Origin of the sequence: Maritalea myrionectae (assembly GCF_003433515.1) — a bacterium.
GTDB lineage: Bacteria > Pseudomonadota > Alphaproteobacteria > Rhizobiales > Devosiaceae > Maritalea > Maritalea myrionectae.
This window is the reverse complement of the sequence record NZ_CP021330.1, coordinates 973,755-994,534: the sequence shown is the minus strand read 5'-3', so window position 1 is coordinate 994,534 and position 20,780 is coordinate 973,755. Positions and strand designations below refer to the sequence as shown.

At 53.9% G+C, this 20,780-nt stretch carries 19 protein-coding genes; 10 read left to right on the top strand and 9 right to left on the bottom strand.

Annotation, left to right across the window (positions count from 1 at the left end):
* Positions 1-23: 23 nt before the first annotated feature.
* Genes MXMO3_RS04865 through MXMO3_RS04840 form a run of 6 tightly spaced genes read left to right on the top strand, consistent with a single transcriptional unit; the run spans position 24 to position 6,715 of the window.
* Positions 24-1,322: a M24 family metallopeptidase gene (locus MXMO3_RS04865; RefSeq protein ID WP_027834820.1), complete on the top strand. Its 1,299-nt coding sequence runs from the start codon at positions 24-26 to the stop codon at positions 1,320-1,322.
* A 15-nt stretch (positions 1,323-1,337) separates the two neighbouring features.
* Positions 1,338-2,345 carry a thiamine pyrophosphate-dependent dehydrogenase E1 component subunit alpha gene (locus tag MXMO3_RS04860; protein ID WP_117395140.1) on the top strand — a complete coding sequence of 336 codons (1,008 nt, stop codon included), beginning with the start codon at positions 1,338-1,340 and terminating at the stop codon, positions 2,343-2,345.
* Positions 2,342-3,337 (top strand): alpha-ketoacid dehydrogenase subunit beta, encoded by a 996-nt coding sequence (locus MXMO3_RS04855; RefSeq protein ID WP_117395139.1) that lies wholly within the window; start codon positions 2,342-2,344, stop codon positions 3,335-3,337. The genes MXMO3_RS04860 and MXMO3_RS04855 overlap by 4 nt, the downstream gene beginning before the upstream one ends.
* Complete coding sequence (locus MXMO3_RS04850) at positions 3,327-4,376, top strand: biotin/lipoyl-containing protein (RefSeq protein ID WP_117395138.1); 1,050 nt, start codon at positions 3,327-3,329, stop codon at positions 4,374-4,376. Before MXMO3_RS04855 ends, MXMO3_RS04850 begins: the two co-directional genes overlap by 11 nt.
* A gap of 10 nt (positions 4,377-4,386) precedes the next feature.
* A complete protein-coding gene (locus tag MXMO3_RS04845; protein WP_117395137.1) occupies positions 4,387-5,817 on the top strand; it encodes an NAD-dependent succinate-semialdehyde dehydrogenase in 1,431 nt (476 codons plus the stop codon).
* 1 nt (position 5,818) lies between these two features.
* Positions 5,819-6,715, top strand: coding sequence for a 2-oxo acid dehydrogenase subunit E2 (locus MXMO3_RS04840; RefSeq protein ID WP_117395136.1), 897 nt, complete (start codon positions 5,819-5,821; stop codon positions 6,713-6,715).
* Between the two features lie 64 nt (positions 6,716-6,779).
* Here MXMO3_RS04840 and MXMO3_RS04835 read toward each other — a convergent pair whose 3' ends face one another.
* The 8 genes from MXMO3_RS04835 to MXMO3_RS04800 form a co-directional block, all read right to left on the bottom strand.
* Complete coding sequence (locus MXMO3_RS04835; protein WP_117395135.1) at positions 6,780-7,772, bottom strand: ABC transporter ATP-binding protein; 993 nt, start codon at positions 7,770-7,772, stop codon at positions 6,780-6,782.
* A 2-nt stretch (positions 7,773-7,774) separates the two neighbouring features.
* Positions 7,775-8,602, bottom strand: a complete 828-nt coding sequence (locus MXMO3_RS04830; protein WP_027834825.1) for a carbohydrate ABC transporter permease — start codon at positions 8,600-8,602, stop codon at positions 7,775-7,777.
* 1 nt (position 8,603) lies between these two features.
* The gene (locus MXMO3_RS04825; RefSeq protein WP_117395134.1) at positions 8,604-9,539 is read right to left on the bottom strand and encodes a carbohydrate ABC transporter permease; all 936 of its coding nucleotides are present in this window, start codon (positions 9,537-9,539) and stop codon (positions 8,604-8,606) included.
* 71 nt (positions 9,540-9,610) lie between these two features.
* A complete protein-coding gene (locus tag MXMO3_RS04820; RefSeq protein ID WP_117395133.1) occupies positions 9,611-10,873 on the bottom strand; it encodes an ABC transporter substrate-binding protein in 1,263 nt (420 codons plus the stop codon).
* Positions 10,874-10,992: 119 nt separating this feature from the next.
* Positions 10,993-12,558, bottom strand: a complete 1,566-nt coding sequence (locus MXMO3_RS04815) for a hypothetical protein (protein ID WP_117395132.1) — start codon at positions 12,556-12,558, stop codon at positions 10,993-10,995.
* The gene (locus tag MXMO3_RS04810; protein WP_117395131.1) at positions 12,551-13,819 is read right to left on the bottom strand and encodes a Gfo/Idh/MocA family protein; all 1,269 of its coding nucleotides are present in this window, start codon (positions 13,817-13,819) and stop codon (positions 12,551-12,553) included. The genes MXMO3_RS04815 and MXMO3_RS04810 overlap by 8 nt, the downstream gene beginning before the upstream one ends.
* A gap of 86 nt (positions 13,820-13,905) precedes the next feature.
* Complete coding sequence (locus MXMO3_RS04805) at positions 13,906-14,982, bottom strand: GntR family transcriptional regulator (RefSeq protein ID WP_117395130.1); 1,077 nt, start codon at positions 14,980-14,982, stop codon at positions 13,906-13,908.
* A 96-nt stretch (positions 14,983-15,078) separates the two neighbouring features.
* Positions 15,079-15,846: an IclR family transcriptional regulator gene (locus MXMO3_RS04800; protein ID WP_117395129.1), complete on the bottom strand. Its 768-nt coding sequence runs from the start codon at positions 15,844-15,846 to the stop codon at positions 15,079-15,081.
* Between the two features lie 72 nt (positions 15,847-15,918).
* On the opposite strand from MXMO3_RS04800, the gene MXMO3_RS04795 reads away from it, so the two are divergent.
* From MXMO3_RS04795 to MXMO3_RS04780, 4 genes are all read left to right on the top strand, one after another.
* Positions 15,919-16,161, top strand: a complete 243-nt coding sequence (locus tag MXMO3_RS04795) for a hypothetical protein (protein WP_117395128.1) — start codon at positions 15,919-15,921, stop codon at positions 16,159-16,161.
* Positions 16,162-16,259: 98 nt separating this feature from the next.
* On the top strand, positions 16,260-17,072 hold the full coding sequence (locus MXMO3_RS04790) for an enoyl-CoA hydratase (RefSeq protein ID WP_117395127.1): 813 nt from the start codon (positions 16,260-16,262) through the stop codon (positions 17,070-17,072).
* The gene (locus tag MXMO3_RS04785; protein ID WP_117395126.1) at positions 17,069-18,679 is read left to right on the top strand and encodes an AMP-binding protein; all 1,611 of its coding nucleotides are present in this window, start codon (positions 17,069-17,071) and stop codon (positions 18,677-18,679) included. The genes MXMO3_RS04790 and MXMO3_RS04785 overlap by 4 nt, the downstream gene beginning before the upstream one ends.
* A gap of 28 nt (positions 18,680-18,707) precedes the next feature.
* Entirely contained in the window at positions 18,708-19,862 is a 1,155-nt protein-coding gene (locus tag MXMO3_RS04780; RefSeq protein ID WP_117395125.1) for a glycine cleavage T C-terminal barrel domain-containing protein, read from the top strand.
* Positions 19,863-20,027: 165 nt separating this feature from the next.
* On the opposite strand, the gene MXMO3_RS04775 is transcribed toward MXMO3_RS04780, so the two are convergent.
* On the bottom strand, positions 20,028-20,780 hold the full coding sequence (locus MXMO3_RS04775) for an ATP-binding cassette domain-containing protein (RefSeq protein WP_051213590.1): 753 nt from the start codon (positions 20,778-20,780) through the stop codon (positions 20,028-20,030).

Sequence of the window (20,780 nt, the reverse complement as noted above, 5' to 3'; positions counted from 1 at the left end):
GAGCCTGTTTAAAGGACACTGAAATGACAAATGCTCTTACGCCTAATCTATTAACACCACAGGATTTAGACCCACGCTGGCAGTGGGAAGGTCGCCTTCCGGCTTGGGGGCACACGTCTGTGGACTTTGAAAAACGCGTCGATCATGATCGCTTGCGCCGCTATCGACTGTCCCGCACCAGAGAGGCACTTAAGGCCTCTGATTGCGGCACCCTCTTGTTGTTCGATGTGAACAATATTCGTTATGTCAGCGCCACCAAAATTGGCGAGTGGGAACGGGACAAAATGTGCCGCTTCTGTTTGTTGACTGGTGATGACGCCCCTTATGTATGGGATTTCGGCTCTGCCGCCATGCATCACAAAAAATACTCAGATTGGCTTGTTCCCGACCATTGTCGGGCAGGTGTGGTCGGCATGCGCGGGACAATTCCCCCTAGCTTCGGTCTAATGAAAAAATATGCCGAAGAGATCGCCGGTCTAATTCGCGACGCCGGCATGATCGATATGCCCGTGGGTGTCGACTATGCCGAAACAGCCATGTTTTACGCCTTGAAGGAGGCAGGATTGAACGTTGTTGATGGCCAGCAAATTATGCTGGGCGCACGTGAAATCAAAAACTGGGATGAAATTCAGCTGCTGACCCAAGCCGCCTCCATGGTGGATGGCGTCTATCATATGATTTATGAAGAGCTGAAGCCCGGCGTACGTGAAAACGACATTGTCGCCTTGTCCAACAAGATGCTCTACGAAATGGGCTCAGACGATGTTGAAGCGATCAATGCGATTTCTGGCGAACGCTGCAACCCGCATCCACACAATTTCACCGACCGTTTGTTCCGGCCAGGTGATCAGGCCTTTTTCGATATTTTGCAAAGCTATCAGGGCTACCGCACTTGCTATTATCGCACGTTCAATATCGGGACTTCGACGCCGGTTCAGCGCGACGCTTATGTGAAATGCCGTGACTGGTTAGATGCGGCCATTCAAGCCATTAAGCCAGGTGTGGGCACCGACCAAGTGGCCAAACTTTGGCCAAAGGCGGAAGAGTTTGGTTTCCCTGATGAATTGTCAGCTTTTGGCTTGCAATTTGGCCATGGCTTGGGCCTCGCACTGCATGAGCGCCCGATCATCAGTCGTGCTGTGAGCTTGGACAATCCAATGGAAATCAAGACAGGTATGGTCTTCGCGCTCGAAACCTATTGCCCTGCTGCTGACGGATATTCCGCCGCTCGGATCGAAGAAGAAGTGGTGGTGACGGACACCGGCTGTGAAGTGATCAGCTTGTTCCCGGCTGCGGAACTTCCAATCGCCAATCGATATTAATTGGGTGGCAAATTCATGAGCAGAAACAGCAAAAAATCAAATGATGAGGCGTATGTGCGCATGTACCAACAAATGGTACGTATCCGCGCATTTGAAGACAATGCCAACAAGCTTTATCTAGCGGCCAAAATGCCCGGCTTGACCCATATGTATTCGGGTCAAGAGGCGGTGGCCGTTGGCATTTGCGAAGCGTTGAAAAGCACGGACAAGATCACCTCCACACACCGTGGCCACGGCCATTGTGTGGCCAAAGGGGCAGACTTTAAAGAAATGTTCTGCGAGCTGTTGGGCAAGGAAGAAGGCTATTGCCGCGGCAAAGGCGGGTCCATGCACATTGCCGACCAAGAAAATGGCAATCTGGGGGCCAATGCGATTGTGGGCGGCAGCGCCGGCATTGCAACCGGTGCGGCGCTTTCCGCCAAACATTTGGGCAAGGATGATGTGACCGTGTGCTTTTTCGGCGACGGGGCATTGGGCCAAGGTCTGCTTTATGAAGTCATGAACATGGCGGCGCTCTGGAATTTGCCGGTCATTTATGCCTGCGAAAACAATCTCTACGGCGAATATACCAAGGTGGAAGAAATGGCCGCGGGTGAACTCACCGCGCGGGCAAAAGCCTTTGGCATTGAGGCGCACATCGTTGACGGTCAGGATGTTTTAGCCGTGAATAAGCTCAGCCAGGATCTGGTGGCACGCGCCCGCAAAGGCGAAGGCCCCTTCTTTATGCAGCTCAACACATATCGCTATCATGGGCACCATGTGGGCGACATCAACCGCGAATATTATCGCCCGAAATCTGAAGAAGAGCTTTGGAAAACGGAACGCGACCCCATCAGCAATTTCGCCAAATGGCTGCTGAAGGAAAAAGTGCTGACGGAAGCCGAACTCAATCAGATTGAAAAAGACGTGCAGCAAGACGCGAAAGACGCTGTCACCTATGCGGAGGCGGCGGACTACCCCGATGTGTCTGAAGTGACAATGCATGTGTACAAGCAAAATCAGGGCGAAGGAGCGTCACAATGAGGGAAATAACACTCTCGAAAGCGGTCAATGAAGCCATTGCTGAAGAAATGCGCCGCGACCCGACCATCTTTTTGATGGGCGAAGACGTTGCAGAAGCGGGCACACCATTTAAGGTGCTTTCCGGCCTCGTAGAGGAATTCGGCACCGAGCGGATTGTCGATACGCCCATTTCAGAACCCGGCTTTATGGGTCTTGCCGTTGGCGCGGCGATGACCGGCTCTCGCCCCATCGTCGACTTGATGTTTGGCGACTTTATCTTTCTGGTGATGGACCAATTGTGCAACCAAGCGGCCAAAACCCACTATATGTCTGGCGGCAAGCTCAGCGTGCCTTTGGTGCTGCGCACTAATCTGGGGGCCACGCGGCGCTCGGCGGCCCAGCACTCACAGTCTTTGCATGCGCTGGTGGCGCATATTCCGGGCTTGAAAGTGGCCATGCCCTCAAGCGCCTATGAAGCCAAAGGCTTGATGAAAACCGCTATTCGAGATGAGAACCCCGTTGTCATTTTCGAAGACAAACTGATGTATAATGACAAGGCGCCTGTGCCCGAGGAAGAATACCTGATCCCCTTTGGTGAGGCGAACATCTTGCGCGAGGGACGCGACATCACACTGATCGGCACCTCATCGATGGTGCAGGTGTGTGAAAAGGCGGCGGACATGCTGGCTGAACAAGGCATCGAGGCCGAAGTGATCGACCCACGCACGCTTGTGCCGCTGGATGAAGACAGCTTGATTAACTCAGTGAAGAAAACCTCGCGGGCCATTGTGGTCGATGAGGGCCACCAAAGCTATGGCATCACGGGCGAAATCGCCAGTCGGCTAAATGAAAAGGCATTCTATTATCTGGATGCACCTGTGCAGCGCATGGGGGCGATGGATGTGCCCGTGCCATTTTCGCCCGCATTGGAGGACATTACCGTGCCAACGCCAGAACGTGTTTTTGAGCAGGCACTGAAATCCGTGAAGGGGGAATTGTTCCATGGCGCATGAGATTATTATGCCCGCGCTCGGCATGGCTCAAGACACGGGCTTGATCGTGTCTTGGCTCAAAAATGAGGGCGACAAAGTTGATGTCGGCGACGCCTTGATGGAGGTTGAAACCGACAAAGCCACCATGGAAGTTGAAGCGGAAGCCGCTGGGTTTTTGACCAATGTTCGTGCCAAAGCGGGCGAAGATGTGCCAGTTGGCGATGTCATTGCCTATATTTCCGAGTCGGCCGACGAAGTGGTTGAGGGCGCGCCGAAAGAACAAGCGGCAGCCGCGCCAGCGCCAACCGAAACACCAACGCCAAAAGCTGATCCAAAGCCAGAGCCCGCAGCGGCCAGCCCAGATGAACCGCCAAAATCGGCAACAGCAACTGTGCCGGAGAAAGCAGCGCCCAGCAGCGCTAACCAAGGGCAAATTTTGGCGTCACCAAAGGCTAAAAAAGCGGCCTTTGATGAAGGTCTGGATCTGTCGCAACTGGCGGCAAAAGGTGTGCCGCAACCCTATCACGTCAAAGATTTGGACATGTTGCGGGCGGATCGGGCGGCTGGTGTTCAGCCACAGATGGCGGGACAAACCTTCCACATTTCAGCGCGGGTGCCAGGTAAAATGGTGCGTGCATTTAAGGAATGGTTGGACGACAATCAGCAGGATGAAATCGCAGACCGCGCCATTTGGCTGGGCTTTGCCTCCAGCGCCTATCGGGAAGCGTTGGGCATGAACGAGGATGATGTCAACATTCTGTCCAACACATCGAAAGGCTATGCGGGATATATCAATGCCGATCGGCAAAAACTGTCTGAAATCGAGCCTGCATCGGTTGAAATTGCGCCCTCATTTGTGGTGCGCGATCTGACAGGTACGTCCATTCAAGCGTTGCAATTGAGCGCGCCAACTTGTCCGGTGCTGTCGATCTCAAAACCGAAGAATGCTTATCTCATCGCACTGGATTTCCAGGCAGATCAATTGAGTGATGAGCAGGCCATTGATTTCATCACTTCATTTACGGCACGATTGAACGAACCTTTGCGACATTTGCTTTAAGGAGCGGATTATGGATCACACAAATCTATATATAAACGGGCGCTGGGCCGAAGGCGCGAGCAATGAACGGTTCGATGTTATCAATCCTGCAACTGAAGAAGTGTTGGCCAGCGTGGCCTCAGCCGAGATTGCAGATGCAGATGCCGCGCTAGATGCGGCCCAGGCTGCCTTTGAGGTTTGGAACCAGAAGTCACCACGTGAGCGCGCTGAAGTTTTGCGCAAGGCGTGGGAATTGATGACCGCGCGGCTCGATGATTTTGCCCGCATGATCACGCTGGAAAATGGCAAAGCCAAAAACGACGCGATGGGCGAAGCCACCTATGCGGCTGAGTTTTTCCGCTGGTTTTCAGAAGAAGCGGTGCGCTTGGATGGCCTGATCACCCAGGCCCCCGCCTCTGGCGCGCGCATTGTGGTGCAGCATAAGCCTGCTGGCATCGCGGTGCTGGTCACGCCATGGAATTACCCCGCGGCCATGGGCACACGCAAAATTGCCCCGGCCCTTGCCGCTGGTTGTCCCGTGATCATCAAGCCCGCGTCAGAAACACCCCTGACGATGCTCGCATTGATGCCCTTGCTGGAAGAAGCTGGCGTGCCCAAAGGGCTGGTGAACGTGCTGCCCACGCAAAAAACGCGCGAGATGGTGGATCACATGCTGCACGATCCACGCGTACGCGTGATTTCGTTTACCGGGTCAACCGGGGTTGGTCGCAAACTTTTGAAAAGTGCGGCGGATCAGGTCTTAAAGCCCGCCATGGAACTTGGAGGCAATGCGCCCTTTATCGTGTTTGAGGACGCGGATATCGACAAAGCCGTTCAAGGGGCCATGCTGGCCAAAATGCGCAATCTGGGCGAAGCCTGCACAGCTGCCAACCGCATCTATGTGCATAAAGATGTGGAACAGGAATTTGTCAAAAAACTCGTTGACGCCATGGGCGCGCTGAAGGTGGGCAATGGCGTGGAAGAAGGGATCGATGTTGGCCCGCTGGTCAATGCAGATACCCGCGATAAAGTAGCCGCCTTTGTAGAGGACGCCGTCGCCAAGGGCGCAAAAATTGAACTCGGCGGCAGTTTGCCAAATGGCAAAGGCTTCTTCTATCCGCCGACCATCATGACCAATGTCTCCGAGGATGCAGAATGTGTACATGACGAGATTTTCGGCCCAGTTGCAGCTATTCAATCCTTCACGGATCAAGACGACGTAATCCGCCGCGCCAATGACACTGAATATGGTTTGGTGGCCTATGTGTTTTCCGAGAACATGAAGCGGGCCATGCAAGTATGTGAGCGCCTGGAATATGGCATGGTGGGCCTCAATCGCGGGCTTGTTTCCGACCCTGCAGCGCCATTTGGTGGTGTAAAACAATCGGGGCTCGGTCGCGAAGGCGGCCACGAGGGCATTCTCGAGTTTACCGAAACTCAATATATTTCAGCGGAATGGTGATATGAGTTTTGTCGCGAGCCCATCAGTGCGTGCCTATGCCGGGCGAAACGGCGTCGATCTTGAACGATTGGCCGAAAAGCTTGGTCGTGAGCTGATTGGCCGCGAGGATGTAGATCAATTTCTGGCAGGCGACACCCCAAAATCATCGTCTGCTGGTCCTACCTCCGACCATGCCCAATTCTGGGACGTGGACCATGGCCAATTTGGCCCGGTGCGCGAAGAACCGATGTCGCGCTTTGCGCAAGTGTCGGCCCAAAATTTGGCGGCGGCAAATGCAATGATCCCGCAGGTGACCCATCATGATCGTGCAGATATGCGCGCGGTGGAAGCCTTTCGCCAATCGATAAAAGCTGAAATGGCGCAAAAAGGCGTAAAGCTGACGGCCCTTGCCTTTCACCTCAAAGCGCTCGCCGCAACGCTAAAGGCTTTCCCCAAATTCAACGCCTCGCTATCAGCAGATGGCAAGACCTTGGTGCTGAAACAATATGTGCATATTGGCGTGGCGGTGGACACGCCGCATGGTCTTTTGGTGCCCGTGGTGCGGGACGTTGATCAAAAAGGCATCGTTCAAATTGCCAACGACATTGCCGATATTGCCGGGCGGGCACAGGCGCGAAAAATCCGACCTGAAGAACTCGCCGGCGCGTCAATGGCTGTGTCGAGCCTGGGGGGCATTGGCGGCATCGGCTTCACCCCCATCGTCAATCCGCCGCAATTGGCGATCTTGGGCATATCGCGCACCGAAACGGTGCCACAATGGGATGGTAAGAATTGGCAGCCCGTGCCTATGACGCCGCTGGACTTGAGCTATGATCACCGAGTGATCAATGGCGCGGAGGCCGCACGCTTTGTCGTCCATCTGACCGATCTGTTGGCGACGCCCAAAAAACTGATCTAGAACATTCGGTGCCGGAACTTTTCCGCACCCCAAACCAAGCAAAAAAGTCTTGGACAGCGGCCACTTAACAGCGCCCGCCGTCGCGATCAAACCGGAGTATTTTATCTTCAATCGGCGCAAGCCCAACCATATCATTGCGGGTCACCGACTGGTCATCACCCACACGCACCAAAACCAACTCCTCTGTTGGCAGGCGCACAAAGACAAGCGTTTCCGCCCCCAGTTCTTCAATGGCTTCAACCTTGCCACGCCACTGCCCCTGACCATCTGCCACCAGCTCAATATGCTCGGGCCGAACACCCGTCTTTTCGACAGTATTTTCATCTTGAATAATATTCATCTTTGGCGAGCCGATAAACTCCGCCACAAACTGATTGACCGGATTGTGGTATAGTTCCATGGGCGTGCCGACCTGTTCGATATTGCCATGGTTCATCACCACAATACGGTCCGCCAAGGTCATCGCCTCGATCTGATCGTGGGTCACATAGATCATGGTTGTGTCGGGCATCCGCTCATGCAGTTTGGCAATCTCCAGCCTTGTATTCACCCGCAGTGCCGCATCGAGGTTTGACAAAGGCTCATCAAACAAAAACAGCTTGGGTTGGCGCACAATGGCGCGCCCAATCGCAACCCGTTGGCGCTGGCCACCAGAAAGCTGGCGTGGCAAACGATCCAGATATTGCTCAATATCCAAACTGCGGGCGGTGTCACGAATGTGCGCGTCTGCCTCTGTCTTGCTCATATTATGCCGCCGCAAACCAAAGGCCATATTGTCATAAGCATTCATATGCGGATAAAGCGCGTAAGACTGGAACACCATGGCAATACCGCGTTGAACCGGGGTCAAATCGTTAGCGACCTGCCCGTCAATCTTCAGCGTGCCACTGCTGATATCTTCCAGCCCGGCAATCAGGCGCAGCATGGTAGATTTGCCGCTGCCCGAAGGGCCCACAAAAACAACGAACTCGCCTTGCTGTACGGCAAGGCTCACATCGTGAATGACCTTGATCGAACCAAAGTTTTTCGAGATGTTTTCTAACTGCAACTCAGCCATAATTATCCTTTCACCGCACCGGCGGTTAGGCCCGCAACAATTTTGCGTTGGAATATCAAAACAAGGGCGATCAACGGCACCGTCACCACAACAGATGCGGCCATGATATTGCCCCAGGGCACCTCAAACTCAGATCCACCCGAAATCATGGCAATCGCCACAGGCACGGTGCGTTTTGCATCGGTCGCCATAAAGGTAAAGGCGAACAAAAATTCGTTCCAGGCGTGGATGAACGCCAGCAAGCCAGTGGTGACCAAGGCGGGCCACATGAGGGGCAAAAACACTTTGACGATGATCTCTATCGGCGAGGCGCCATCAACAATGGCTGCCTCTTCAATTTCCACCGGCAGCGCCTTCATAAAAGTGGTCAAAACCCACACAGTGAAGGGCAAGGTGAAAATCATGTACGAAAACACAAGTGACCACAATGAGTTGTAAATACCCATGGATCGGATCAACTCAAACAGGCCAGCCAGTACCGCAATTTGCGGGAACATGGACACTGACAAGATGGTGAACAACATGAGCGTTTTGCCACGAAACGCGATGCGACTAAGGGCATAGGACGCGCCCACCGCAAGCGCCAGCGAGATCAGCACCACGCCCGTAGCGACCATAATGGAATTCAAAATCTGCTGACCAAACACGCCTTGGGTCAAAACGGTGAAGTAATTGTCCAAGGAAAAACTGGTCGGCCAGTAATCGACATTAAAGATGGCTTGGCCAGATTTGAATGACGTGACGACCGCATAATAGAACGGGAAAACTGACAGGACGAAAATAACCGCCACCAAGGCATAAAAGCTGGTTCGTTTGATCCAAATTGGCATTCTAGTTCTCCCGCCCAACATTGGTTTTGCCCATGGCAAAAATGGTGATCGTGACCCCGCCAATGATTAGGAACAGCAAGGTGGACGCGGCAGAGCCATAGGCAAATTTGTCAAAATCAAACAAATATTCGCGTGCGAATACGGACATGGTGCGCGTATCGTCATTGGCTGGCGTCAGCACATAGATCAAATCGAAAACCCGCATCGCATCCAGCGCCCGAAAGATAATGGCAACAACAATCGCAGGCCGGATGATCGGCAATGTCACCTTGAAAAACACTTTGACCGGGTGAACGCCGTCAATTTTGGCGGCTTCATATATATCGCGTGGCACCATCTGCAGACCGGCCAAAATCAAAAGCGCCATAAAGGGCGTCGTTTTCCAAATATCCACCATGAGCACCGCCAGCATGGCTGTGTCGGAGGAGGCCGTCCAAGCGATCGGTTCGGAGATAACGTGTAGCTTCATCAATAGGTCATTCAAAATGCCGAATTGGTCATGCATCATCCACGCCCACATTTTCGCCGAAACCGTGGTGGGGATTGCCCAGGGAATAAGCACCGCTGCGCGCACAATGCCCCGTCCTGCAAAATTGGCATTCAAAACCAGCGCCACGATCAAGCCAAAAAAGGTTTCAAAGCTGACAGAGACGAATGAGAAATAAAGCGTGTTCCAAACCGACTGCCACCATACTTCATCGACCAAAAGGCCGAAAAACTCGCCCTCGCCGTCGCCATAGTCGACCCATTCTAAATAGTTGCGAAACCCAACCCAATTAGCTGAATCCAGCATATCGAGCGAGGCATCAGTGAAGCCGAAATAGAAGGTACGGAACAAGGGATAAGCCGCGACAGCCGCCAACACGAGCAGCATGGGGCTCATAAAAAGCCAAGCTGACTTTACCCGTTGTTTGTGCAGTTTTGAGCGTTGCGCCATATCGAAATTACCAGCAGCGGAAATGGAAAAAAGGGCGCGGCGAACCGCGCCCAGTGGGGGATTTTATAAGCCTACCAACGCGCGCCTTTGAGCCGCTTCAGTTTTGCTTCAAGCTTTTGCAGATTTTCAGCCGCGCTGCCATCGCCAGACAAGGTGGCATGGGCCGCGCTCCAAAACTCTTTTGAAACCTCATTATAGTTCCGTGCAGTTGCAACAGATGGCCGTGGCAACGCATTGTCCACCACAGGCTTCCACAATGGGATAAAGGGTTGCTTCTCTCCCACTTCTTCATCCTCATAAACTGCATTCAAGGTTGGCGGACGTGAGGTGATGATCGCACGGTCTTTTTGCACCTCGTAAGAATTGAGGAACCGCACCAGCTCAATCGCGGCCTCTTGGTTTTCTGAATATTTGGAAACGCCAAGATGTGACCCGCCCAATGTGGCTGCAGAAGTGTGCCCTTCAGTGCCGGGCAAAATCGCCACATCAAATTTGTCTTTCACCGCGCTGTCTTCACTCGCCGCCAATGCGTAGGCATAGTTCCAGTTGCGCATAAAGACCGCATTGCCGGTTTGCCAAACGCCACGCGCCTCTTCCTCTTTATAGGAGAGCACGCCTTCAGGCGCGATGTTGCCAACCCAAGAGGCTGCCAAATCCAATGCCTTGGCCGCATTCTCGTTATTGATGGTGATCGTGCCATCTGGCTCAACAATGCGGCCACCGCCAAAGCTGGCCACCCATTCTTGCGCGTTACAGGTCAGCCCCTCATAGGCCGCGCCTTGGAAAACAAACCCCCAAATATCTTCATTGCCCGCTGCCCGCTCTTCATCTTGAATAAGCTGGGCTGTGTCGGTGAGCTCTTGCCAGGTGGTGGGCACGGATTGATCGTACTTTTCAAGCAAATCCTTGCGGTAATAAAGTGCGGGCGCGCCAAGAAACATCGGCAGAGCCACGAGCTTGTCACCCACTGTTTGAGATTCAACAGCCGCTGGCACATAATCGCCGATAATGTCCTGCACATGCGGTGACAGATCCACGAAGTGATTGGCCACCTGCGCGGCCCAGATCACGTCCAAACGATAAACATCGATATCGCTGCTTTGGGCAGCCAACCACAGCTTATATTGTCCAAACTGATCCGTTGTGGATTCAGGCATGGAAACAATGTCCACCGTGTGGTCAGTCTGCGCTTCAAACATGTCCAAATGTTTGCGCAGCATTTCTTGGTCACGACCAACTGAGCCGTGCACAATTTTAAGATCCGCAGCGATCGCCGAACTCGCAAAAAGGGCAACTGCGGCCACGCTTGACGCTAAGATTGTAGAAATTCGCATTTTTTCTCCTCCAATAGGTGTTGCCGACACCGGAATGTTTCAAATCGCGATTTTTTATTCATCTGCGGATCTCGAGATCGCTAACCCATTGCCCGCATTTAGATTAATTGCAATGGGTGCTAGCCCGATTTTTCATCACGGCAGAAAATGGGTGATGCCCACGCCATTTGCCCGTTGGTTTGCCGCAAACGCAGATAGATATTTTCGCCTGTTTCGAACGGCCCGATTTTCACGCGGCCCTGCCATTGCCATTGCTCTGGCCGCACGATTTGGTGGATGCGGTAAGCGGGGCTATCAATTGGCCCCAAATTCCCTGAAACCGCGCCGTTCAACAATGTGCCAAAATCTAACGTGACCTCTTTTTCACCAAGCGTTGCCCGCAAAACGGTGCCTTCGTCACCGCGCACGCGCAGGGCAATAGCCTGTGTTGCTGGCGTCATATTGTTCGGGTTCGCCTCAGCGGTGATGCTGAAGGTCAGTTCCCCACCATCGACGCGCAACTCAGGCTCATCAGATGACGCCTCGTCGCCTTCAAGCGGGGACACAATTTCCCGACCGCGCAACCGCGGCTCAACGCTCAGCAGGTCGCCATTTTCGATGGTGACATTGCCGTCCCAACGATGGGCACTGCGCCGCGCACCCCAGCCCATTTCAATCACCAAAATCGTCTCAAACTGCTCTTGCGGTGGCTGGATCGGGTGCGGTGTTAGAGTCGGAGAAATCCGCTCAAACAACTCACCATTGCGCATCACATCGATGTAATCGATCGCGCCGCCAGCAACAGCCTCAACCATAAGGTCTGCTTCGGCATGTGGCGCAACGATGTCGCCGTTGATATGCCCCTCAATTGCCCCGAGCAAATGAATGCGATCACCAGTCAACGCATTGGTGTGGCGGGATTTGAGCCCCTGCCAAATCTGGTTTCGGCCCGCGCCAGCTGCATAGACACAACACCGGCCGTGTCCGTAGGAGCCAGGATAAGCGCTGTGATGATCCGAGTTGCCGACAATGCCAAAAACTTTGTTTTCGCCAAGGCCCTGCTGCATTGTGGAGCCGCCATTTGTCGGCCCCATTGAATGCAAATAGGGTCGGTCCGTTTGCGAGTTTTCAGCACAGCCATGCATAGAGAACATCTCAACAAACGGCGATAATTCAGGCTCAAATGTTTGCCAATTAATGCCGCGGGCACCCGGGCGATAACCAATGTGATGCGGGAAAGCCAAATGGTCGCCATTTGCTTTCGCTTTCAGTATTTCAAGCAAAGCAGCAGGGTCGTCGGCCACGTGAAAATCTTGCGGCTCCAACGTTTCATAAACAATCGTATAATCGCCATGAGCGCCGGAGTGAATTTCATAGCCGGGGAAAACGGAGAAGACACCTTCTTCATCAATGGCCTGCAAGTCTTGGTAATGCGGAATCCAGTTTTCCTTCAGCTTCGCAAAACCCTTGACATGAAAGTCCACAATGTGGGCCACGCTCGGCTCGTCCACGGGCATATCCGGCCAATGGGCATGGCCTGTGATCGAGACAAAATCCAACTGCTGTTTGGCGCGGGTCAGCGCATCTTGTAACCGCCCGTGACCATAGGAAATATTGCAATGATTATGGATATCACCATAAAGCGGCACCACCCCTAAACGGGTTGCCAAGGGCATCAAATCTGCAGGCAATGGGGCATTAAGCATAGTTCGCCTCCATTTCCTCGCCAGACACAAAGGCCCCTTGATTTGCAATGGAGTTTTGCGTCGCCAAAACCATTTTTAGTGAAGCAATGCCTTCGCGCACGCCAACCGTGGGGGCTTCCCCATCGGCAAATGCCCGCAACGATTTGACCAATTGGCGATCAGCCCCATAGTGGCTTGATCCTTTGTCTGGATTGCTGACCTTATAAACGCGATGCTTTTTACCGTGATCCGTCACCAAATCGATGGTCCCGCTGGACCGCTCAAGCCTCAATCGTCCGGTCGAACCAACCAGCTCCAGGGTTTCCTGATCCTTGGCCCAAGGCCCGAACAAGGTGAAAAACAGATTGGCTTTGACCCCATTTTCATAAGCCAGCGCCACAATCGCATGATCATCAATGTCAGCGCCGGGCAAATAGACGCAATTGTCATTGCGGTCGCGCACATTTTCCGCCTCAACCCAGCTCGGGTTGGGCACCTCAGCGCTCCCCTCTTCCCGATCAATCAAGGTGTCATGTCGGCGATAAGCGCACACACGATCACATTCGCTGCATCTTTGGGGAGCCGTGGGGTCGGGCTTAAAAATGGAGCTCCGCCCACCAATCGCTGTAAGGCTTTGCACATCGCTTTTGGCCAACCAGTTCAACACATCAAAATGGTGGGAACATTTATCATTGATGGCGCCGCCCGAAAGCGATTGATCGCGATGCCATAGCTGCAAATAGCGGGTGTATGGAATGACCGAACGCAGCAAAACCATCTGCAAGTCACCAATGGCGCCTTGCTCCAAATGCCGAACGGCCTCTCGCCAGCTCGCCTCATACCGCCGGGTGAAGCCCATCATCACTGGCGAATTCACCCGTTTCTCCGCCGCATGAATGGCTTCCGCATCTTCCAAAGTCACCGAGATCGGTTTATCCAAATACACCTTTTTGCCCGCATCCAGCGCCATAATTGTCGGCTCACGATGCGCATTGGTGTGCGTCGTGACCAACACCAGGTCCACCTCTGGATGGTTGATCAGGTCCGCCATATCGCCAAAGCTGGTGGCTTCGCAATCGATGCCATTTTTTTGGTAAATCTGATTGATGTGCTGACAGCCAAACTGCATGCGGTCAGGCAAACGATCATGCAGCCCCACAATGCGCAAACCCGTCTCGGCCGCCATTTCCGCCATGCGCGAACCAATGAAATAAATGCCACGTTCGCCGGCACCAATAATGGCGACGCCAAGGGTTGAATTTGTGGGGGCAGTTTGTTCCATATCACGCTCTAACAATCAGGTCTTTGTTAAAGCTGAACCTATTTGAGTATAAAACTCGCAACAATACGAGTCGTACTCAAATTACATTATTTTTGCGCCACGCTGCCATTTTTTATGGTTTCAATTTCAAGGTAATGGCTTTGCGGCGCGCGCGCTTCACCCTGAATGCGCGCCAAAATGATGTTTTCAAACGTGTCGATTTTGGCATGGTCACTATTGCCCACCACATCAAAGCGTTTGAGGTGCTCACTCTGGAAATCCACACTGCCCAACATGATCACACTCAAATCCTCACCCGCGCGCAGCCCCAGCCGCGTCAGCGCCAGATCCAACACAATGCCCTCCACAACGCCCCAAGTGATTAAAGCAGTGATGTCCAACTCGCTTTTCGCCACCTCATAGGGCGCAAGCGCGTCAAACACCTTGTCTGCGGTGTAATCGCCAGGCAATGCATCAATCGCGATCAGCGGGCATTTATCAGGCTCCGTGGCGAACCGACGTAAAATCTCAAACTCCCGCCGCGCCATTGCAATAGTGCGTGCTGAGTGCCCTGATGTTAAAAACCCAATGCGTTCATGTCCCCGCTCTTTGAGCTGCGAAAAGGCAAGCGACACGGCCTCCCGCCAGTCAGTGCCCACCGCATCAACATCAATACCCGACACATAAACACCATCTGAAATGATATGAGCCGCGTGCGTCTTCAATGCCGACAAGAACTCAATGGACAATGGCTGAAAATGACCCTGAATAAGACAGGCTTTAAAGCGCCCCATACGCTCCAAAACCTGCAAAGCCTGCGCCTCATCCTCATAGCCAATTTGCAGCATTGAGATGCCGCGGGCGCGAAATCGACGCGCCAATTCACGCAGCAGGTTCGACGCGATCGCACTTTCTGAACTGCGATGAAGCACGAGAAAGTCACCATCCCAATGATCTTCTGCTTCAGCCGATGCATCCGCCACCACGATCCCCAAACCAGAGCGTGATATCAATCGGCCGTCCTGCACAAATTCTTGCACCACAGCCTGCACCACCCGCTGGGCCGTATTAAATTGCCGCATGATTTCACGGATGGGCGGCAAACGACCGCCGGGGCCCAGCGCCTCAATCTGCATTTCAAGCCATTTGGCGATTTCAGTTTTGGTCGATTGAGTGCGCGACATGAGTATGACTTCTTGGGTTTGACTTTATGTAATACCTAAACATATACCCAAATGGCCAAAACATGCAACAAAGCAGCCGCCGCGAAAACGCGCCCGTCAGGGCAGATTATGTTCCACACGATCCTGCTCAATATCCCAGCCCAGTCTTGTGGAAATCTCGCGCGCAAGTTCGGTAACTTGAGGACCTATTTTTTTGCGGAACACAGGCGAGAACACCCGCACCGATCCCGCCGCCCCAATCGACAAGGTGGCCCCTGGGCCGCTTGGCCCGAGAGGGGCTGCCACCGAACACATGCCGCGCTCAATTTCTTCAACACATTCAGCATAGCCACGCTGGCGGATAATCTCGAACTCTGCCTGTAGATCATCCACATTGGTGACCGTGAACTCGGTGTAGGCCCGCAACTGGTTCTCCAGCTCACCAATCAAAAACAATTCCGGCGAAAAGGCAGCAACCGCCTTTGAGCAGGAACAAGCATGCACCGGACGTTTTCCCAACCCCGGATGGAGATAGGATACACCCGTGTCCGGCGTTTCAACATGGATAATTTCCACAGACTTCCCGCGCAGTCTCGAGAGGAAAAAAGCAACGCCAAACTGTGTGGCCGCTTGTTTCAACGCCGGCCCGATTAACTCCAACAGCGCCCGGTCAGAATGATCGTTATTTGTCATCCGCTTCAGGCGAGCGCCAATCGTGAACAGCCCACCCCCAACCGGTTCCAATAGCCCAACACCAACCAAATCCTGCACAAGCCGATAGGCAGACGGTTTAGGCAGGTCAGAATGGGCACAAATGTCCGCCACCGTGGCTTCGCCCTTTTGACCTACAATTTCGAGAATGCACGCGAGGCGTTCCAGATGCATAATTTTACCTTGTGAGAATATAATTATCGAGTTACAATAATTACACCGTGATCGCAAGGGAGGAATGTGGTGATGGACAACACATTTTGCGACCAAGAATACGCACACCCGGCTGGAGCCGTTGCGCCCTTTCGGGAAAAGCACCTCGACACGATCGCAGCCTATGATCCGCGGCAGGACGCGCGGGCAATTATTGATGTCGCCTCCAACAATTCAATTTTTACGCAACTCATTCCGCGTTTAAAGATTCCCGGCTTTGGCCGCGCCGATCTGGACGTGGGGCAATCAATTTTACCTCGAGATTCCCACCCATGACGGCGCCAGTGGCCAAATATGCTTGCCGGACGCCCGTGATGAATATGTGCCGAGGGATCAACACCTCGGAAATGGCTTGGGTCAGTTTGGAGTAGGTCATGGACGGTACACTGGAAAACAAAAACCTTATCGTGCGCTCAAACCAAGATGGCATTGCCGTCTTGACCCTGAATGCACCCAAATCAATCAATGCCCTCTCTGAGGCAATGATGGCGTCCCTGTCAGAAGAGTTGGACAACATCGCGGCTGACCGTAGCATCAAAGTTGTGATCCTGCGGAGCGGCGGAAATCACTTTTGTGCCGGTCATAATCTCAAAGAAATGTCCACGCACCGCGCGGACGAGGACGGCGGTTTCCAGTATTTTAAAGACCTATTTGCCACATGCTCAGCAATGATGCTGCGCCTCGTGCGCTTGCCGCAGCCCGTGATCGCTGAGGTTAAAGGTATTGCCACCGCAGCAGGTTGCCAGCTCGTGGCCTCCTGCGATCTTGCGGTGGCCGCCGAAGACGCGACATTCGCCACCTCAGGGGTAAATATCGGCCTGTTTTGCTCCACACCCATGGTCGCCCTGTCGCGCAATGTCCCGCGCAAAATGGCCATGGAGATGCTACTGATGGGAGAATTCCTGCCCGCGGCCCGGGTGGCCGAAATGGGCCTTTTAAACCGTGTTGTGCCGCTCTCGGACCTTGAAAAAACAAGCATGGACTTAGCGCGCATCATCGCCGAAAAATCACCCGCGGCGGTCAAAATCGGCAAACGCGCCTTCTATGAGCAACTCGAAATGCCACTGGAGGAGGCCTACGCCTTTGCGGGCCGCATCATGGCGGAAAACATGATGGCGAAAGATACAGAAGCAGGCATCGGCGCCTTCACCCGCAAGGAACCCATGCCAGATTGGACTGGCGAATGATTTATGACGGGCCAGAACTTTCACGCAATGCTGCCAATTTTACGGCCCTGTCGCCGGTTTCGATTCTCAAGCGTGTAGAGCGTGTGCACCCGGAGCTCCCGGCGCAAATTCACGGGCGCATCCGACGTAATTGGGGAGAGGTTGCCGCGCGTTGCAAGCGGCTCGCTTCCGCCCTGGCCAAGCGCGGCGTTGGCAAAGGCGACACCGTTGCGCTCATCGCACCAAATATCCCTGAGGCACTGGAATGTGCGCTGGCATTGCCCATGCTGGGCGCGGTGTTGAATGCAAACAACACACGACTGGACGCGGGAACCATCGCCTATATTCTTGATCATGGCGAAGCGAAAATATTGCTTGTCGATACAGAGTTTTCCGCAATGGCCGCCGACGCTGTGGCCCAGTCGGGTCGCGATCTTTTGATCATCGACATCGAAGACAGCGAAGGCCCGGGCGGAGAGCGGATCGGCGCACTGACCTATGACGATCTGCTGGCAGAAGGCAACCCGGATTTCCCCTACACGCTGCCCGATGACGAGTGGGACGCCCTTGCGCTGAACTACACTTCCGGTACCACGGGTCGGCCCAAAGGCGTGGTCTATTCCCACCGCGGCGCATGGACCAACGCGGTCAATAATGTGGTGACATGGGAAATGCCCCACCATCCAGTTTACCTCTGGACGCTGCCACTGTTCCACTGCAATGGTTGGTGCTTTCCTTGGACAATCACCCTACTGGCTGGAACCCACGTTTTTCTGCGCTCGCCCAAAGCGGACGCGATTTATGATGCATTTGCCGATCATGGCGTGACCCACCTTTGTGGCGCCCCGATCATCATGTCGATGATCAGCGGTGCCACGCAAAAACGCGACTTTCCACAAAAGATTAAGATGATGACCGCAGCCGCCCCGCCCCCGGCAAGCGTGATCAAGAATATGGAGGCAATGGGGATCTCCATCACCCATGTATATGGCCTGACCGAAGTCTATGGCCCTGCTGTCGTCTGCGCTGAAAAGCCCGGCTGGGCCGCGCTGCCACCTGATGAACAGGCCGATCTGAAGGCCCGTCAGGGTGTCGCCTATGAGCTGGAGGAAGACGTGCTGGTTTTGGACCCCGAGACAGGCATCCCCGTCCCGTGGGATGGCGAAACCCTAGGCGAGGTCGTGTTTCGCGGCAATATCGTCATGAAGGGCTATCTCAAAGCGCCCGAGGAAACCGCTAAGGCCTTCAAAGACGGTTGGTTCTGGTCCGGCGACATCGCCGTGCAGCACCCTGATGGCTATATCGACATTCGTGATCGATCCAAAGATATCATCATATCAGGCGGCGAAAATATCTCTTCGATTGAGGTCGAAAAAGCACTCTACGCCCACCCTGCCGTCAGCCTTGTTGCCGTGGTGGCGATGCCCGATGAAAAGTGGGGCGAAGTGCCCTGCGCCTTTATTGAGCTGTCCGGCGAAGCAACCGAAATGGAGTTGCTTGCCCACGCCAAGGCGCGGCTTGCGGGATATATGCAACCGAAGAAAGTTGTTTTTGGCGAACTGCCCAAAACCTCCACCGGAAAAATCAGGAAAAACGAACTGCGCGATCTGGTCCGCCAACAAGGCTGACCTTTTACCTTATGATTGGATATACATCATGGCCCACGAACTAGAGTTTGCACATTTCAGCTTTGGCACACAGGTCCGGAAATCACCCTATTCAGACGCGGCTTTGCGGTGGGGTGCCAAGGGCTTTTCGGTCTATAACCACATGTATATCCCGCGCGATTTCGGCGATCCGGAACAAAACTTCTGGAACCTGATCAATCACGCCACTCTGGCAGACGTGTCGGTGGAACGTCAGGTTGAAATCACCGGGCCAGATGCAGCCAAATTCACCCAATATATTTGCTCACGCGATCTGTCTAAATGCGAAGTCGGTCAGTGCAAATACTTGCTGATTACCGACCAGGAAGGCGGGATCATCAATGACCCGATATTGCTCAAGCTGGCCGAAGATCATTTCTGGCTCTCTATTGCCGATAGCGATGTTTTGCTTTGGGCGCGCGGCGTGGCAGTGAATGCGGGCATGGATGTCCATTTGTCCGAGCCAGATGTCTCACCGCTTCAGCTTCAGGGCCCCAAATCCCGCGATATCCTGCGCGCCTGCTTCGGTGAGGAACCGACCAAGCTGAAATATTTCCGGTTCATGGAATATGACTGGCATGGTGTCCCCCTCATCATCTCCCGCACGGGATGGTCCAGCGAGTTGGGCTACGAAATCTACCTGCGCGACGGGTCTGCGGGGGGCCGACTTTGGGAATATCTCCTTGATATAGGCTACTCAATGGGCCTTAGACCCGGCCACACCTCTGGCATTCGCCGGATCGAGGCGGGCATGTTGTCCTATCATGCGGATATGACCCTTGCGAACAACCCATTCGAGCTGAACCTCGACCGTTTGGTTGACGTCGACATGGAAGCCGACTTCATCGGCAAAGAGGCGCTGGCCCGGATCAAGGAAAAGGGTGTCAAACAGCGGCTTGTCGGGCTGGAGATCGAGGGTGTCCCCTTCGTGGGGACCAACGATTTCTTCTGGCCGGTTATGAAGGATGGCGCCCAGGTCGGCACAGTAACCTCGGCGGTCTATTCCCCGCGATTGGAAAAGAACATCGCTCTGTGCATGCTCAGCATCGAACATACAGACATTGGCACCGAGCTGATCGTCGACAAACTCGGCGAAACACGCGGCGGCGTTGTCGTGCCCATCCCATTCTTCGACCCGAAAAAGAAGCTCCCGGCCGCCAACTAATTGAATTGAAGCACTGGCGGCTAATGCCGGTGCATCAATGACACCAACGCCAAAATAGTCGCCCTTCGTGCTGGCACAAAAAACCGCGCCATGACGACAACATGGCGCGGCTTGATGCCTGATGATTGTGGGTAAATTGGCGTGGGTTAGGGAACCCCGAGGGATCTATACGCCGGTGATCATCGAGACAATTTCGTTCTTGTCGGTCTTGGCTGTTTCGCGCACACCAATCTGCTGGCCACGCCGCAACACACAAATCCGATCGGACAAGCGGAACACTTGGTCAAGGCTGTGGCTGATGATCAACACCGCCAAATTGCGCTCGCGCAATGCCGCAACATTTTCCTCCACCTTGGCCGTTTCCGCCACGCCGAGCGCGGCGGTTGGCTCATCCAACAAAACCAGCTTGGTCGCCCAATGAGTGGCGCGGGCAATGGCCACGCCCTGCCGTTGACCGCCAGACAAATTGCGGATCGTGGTTTTGGCCGATGGGATGCGCACATCCAGCTCTTTCACCAAATCTTCGGTTTCCTGCACCATGCCTTTGCGGTCCAATTGGCCAAACGGCCCTTTGGTTTTTTCACGCCCCAAAAACATGTTCATATAAACGGCTTGCTCGTCCGCCAGCGCCAAATCCTGATAGACCACTTCAATCCCGCCAGCGCGGGCTTCGGTGGCATCTTTGAAGCTGGTCTGCTGCCCATCAATGGCAATGGTGCCAGATGTGGGCGTATGCACGCCGGAAATGATTTTGATCAGCGTCGATTTACCCGCCCCATTGTCGCCGACAAGGGCAACAATTTCACCGGCTTTAAGATTGAGGGAAAAGTCCTCAATCGCCACCACGCCACCAAAGGCTTTGTGAATATTTTTAAGCTGCAACACATCGGCAGCTTGAGTGTTTGAAAGATCCATCAT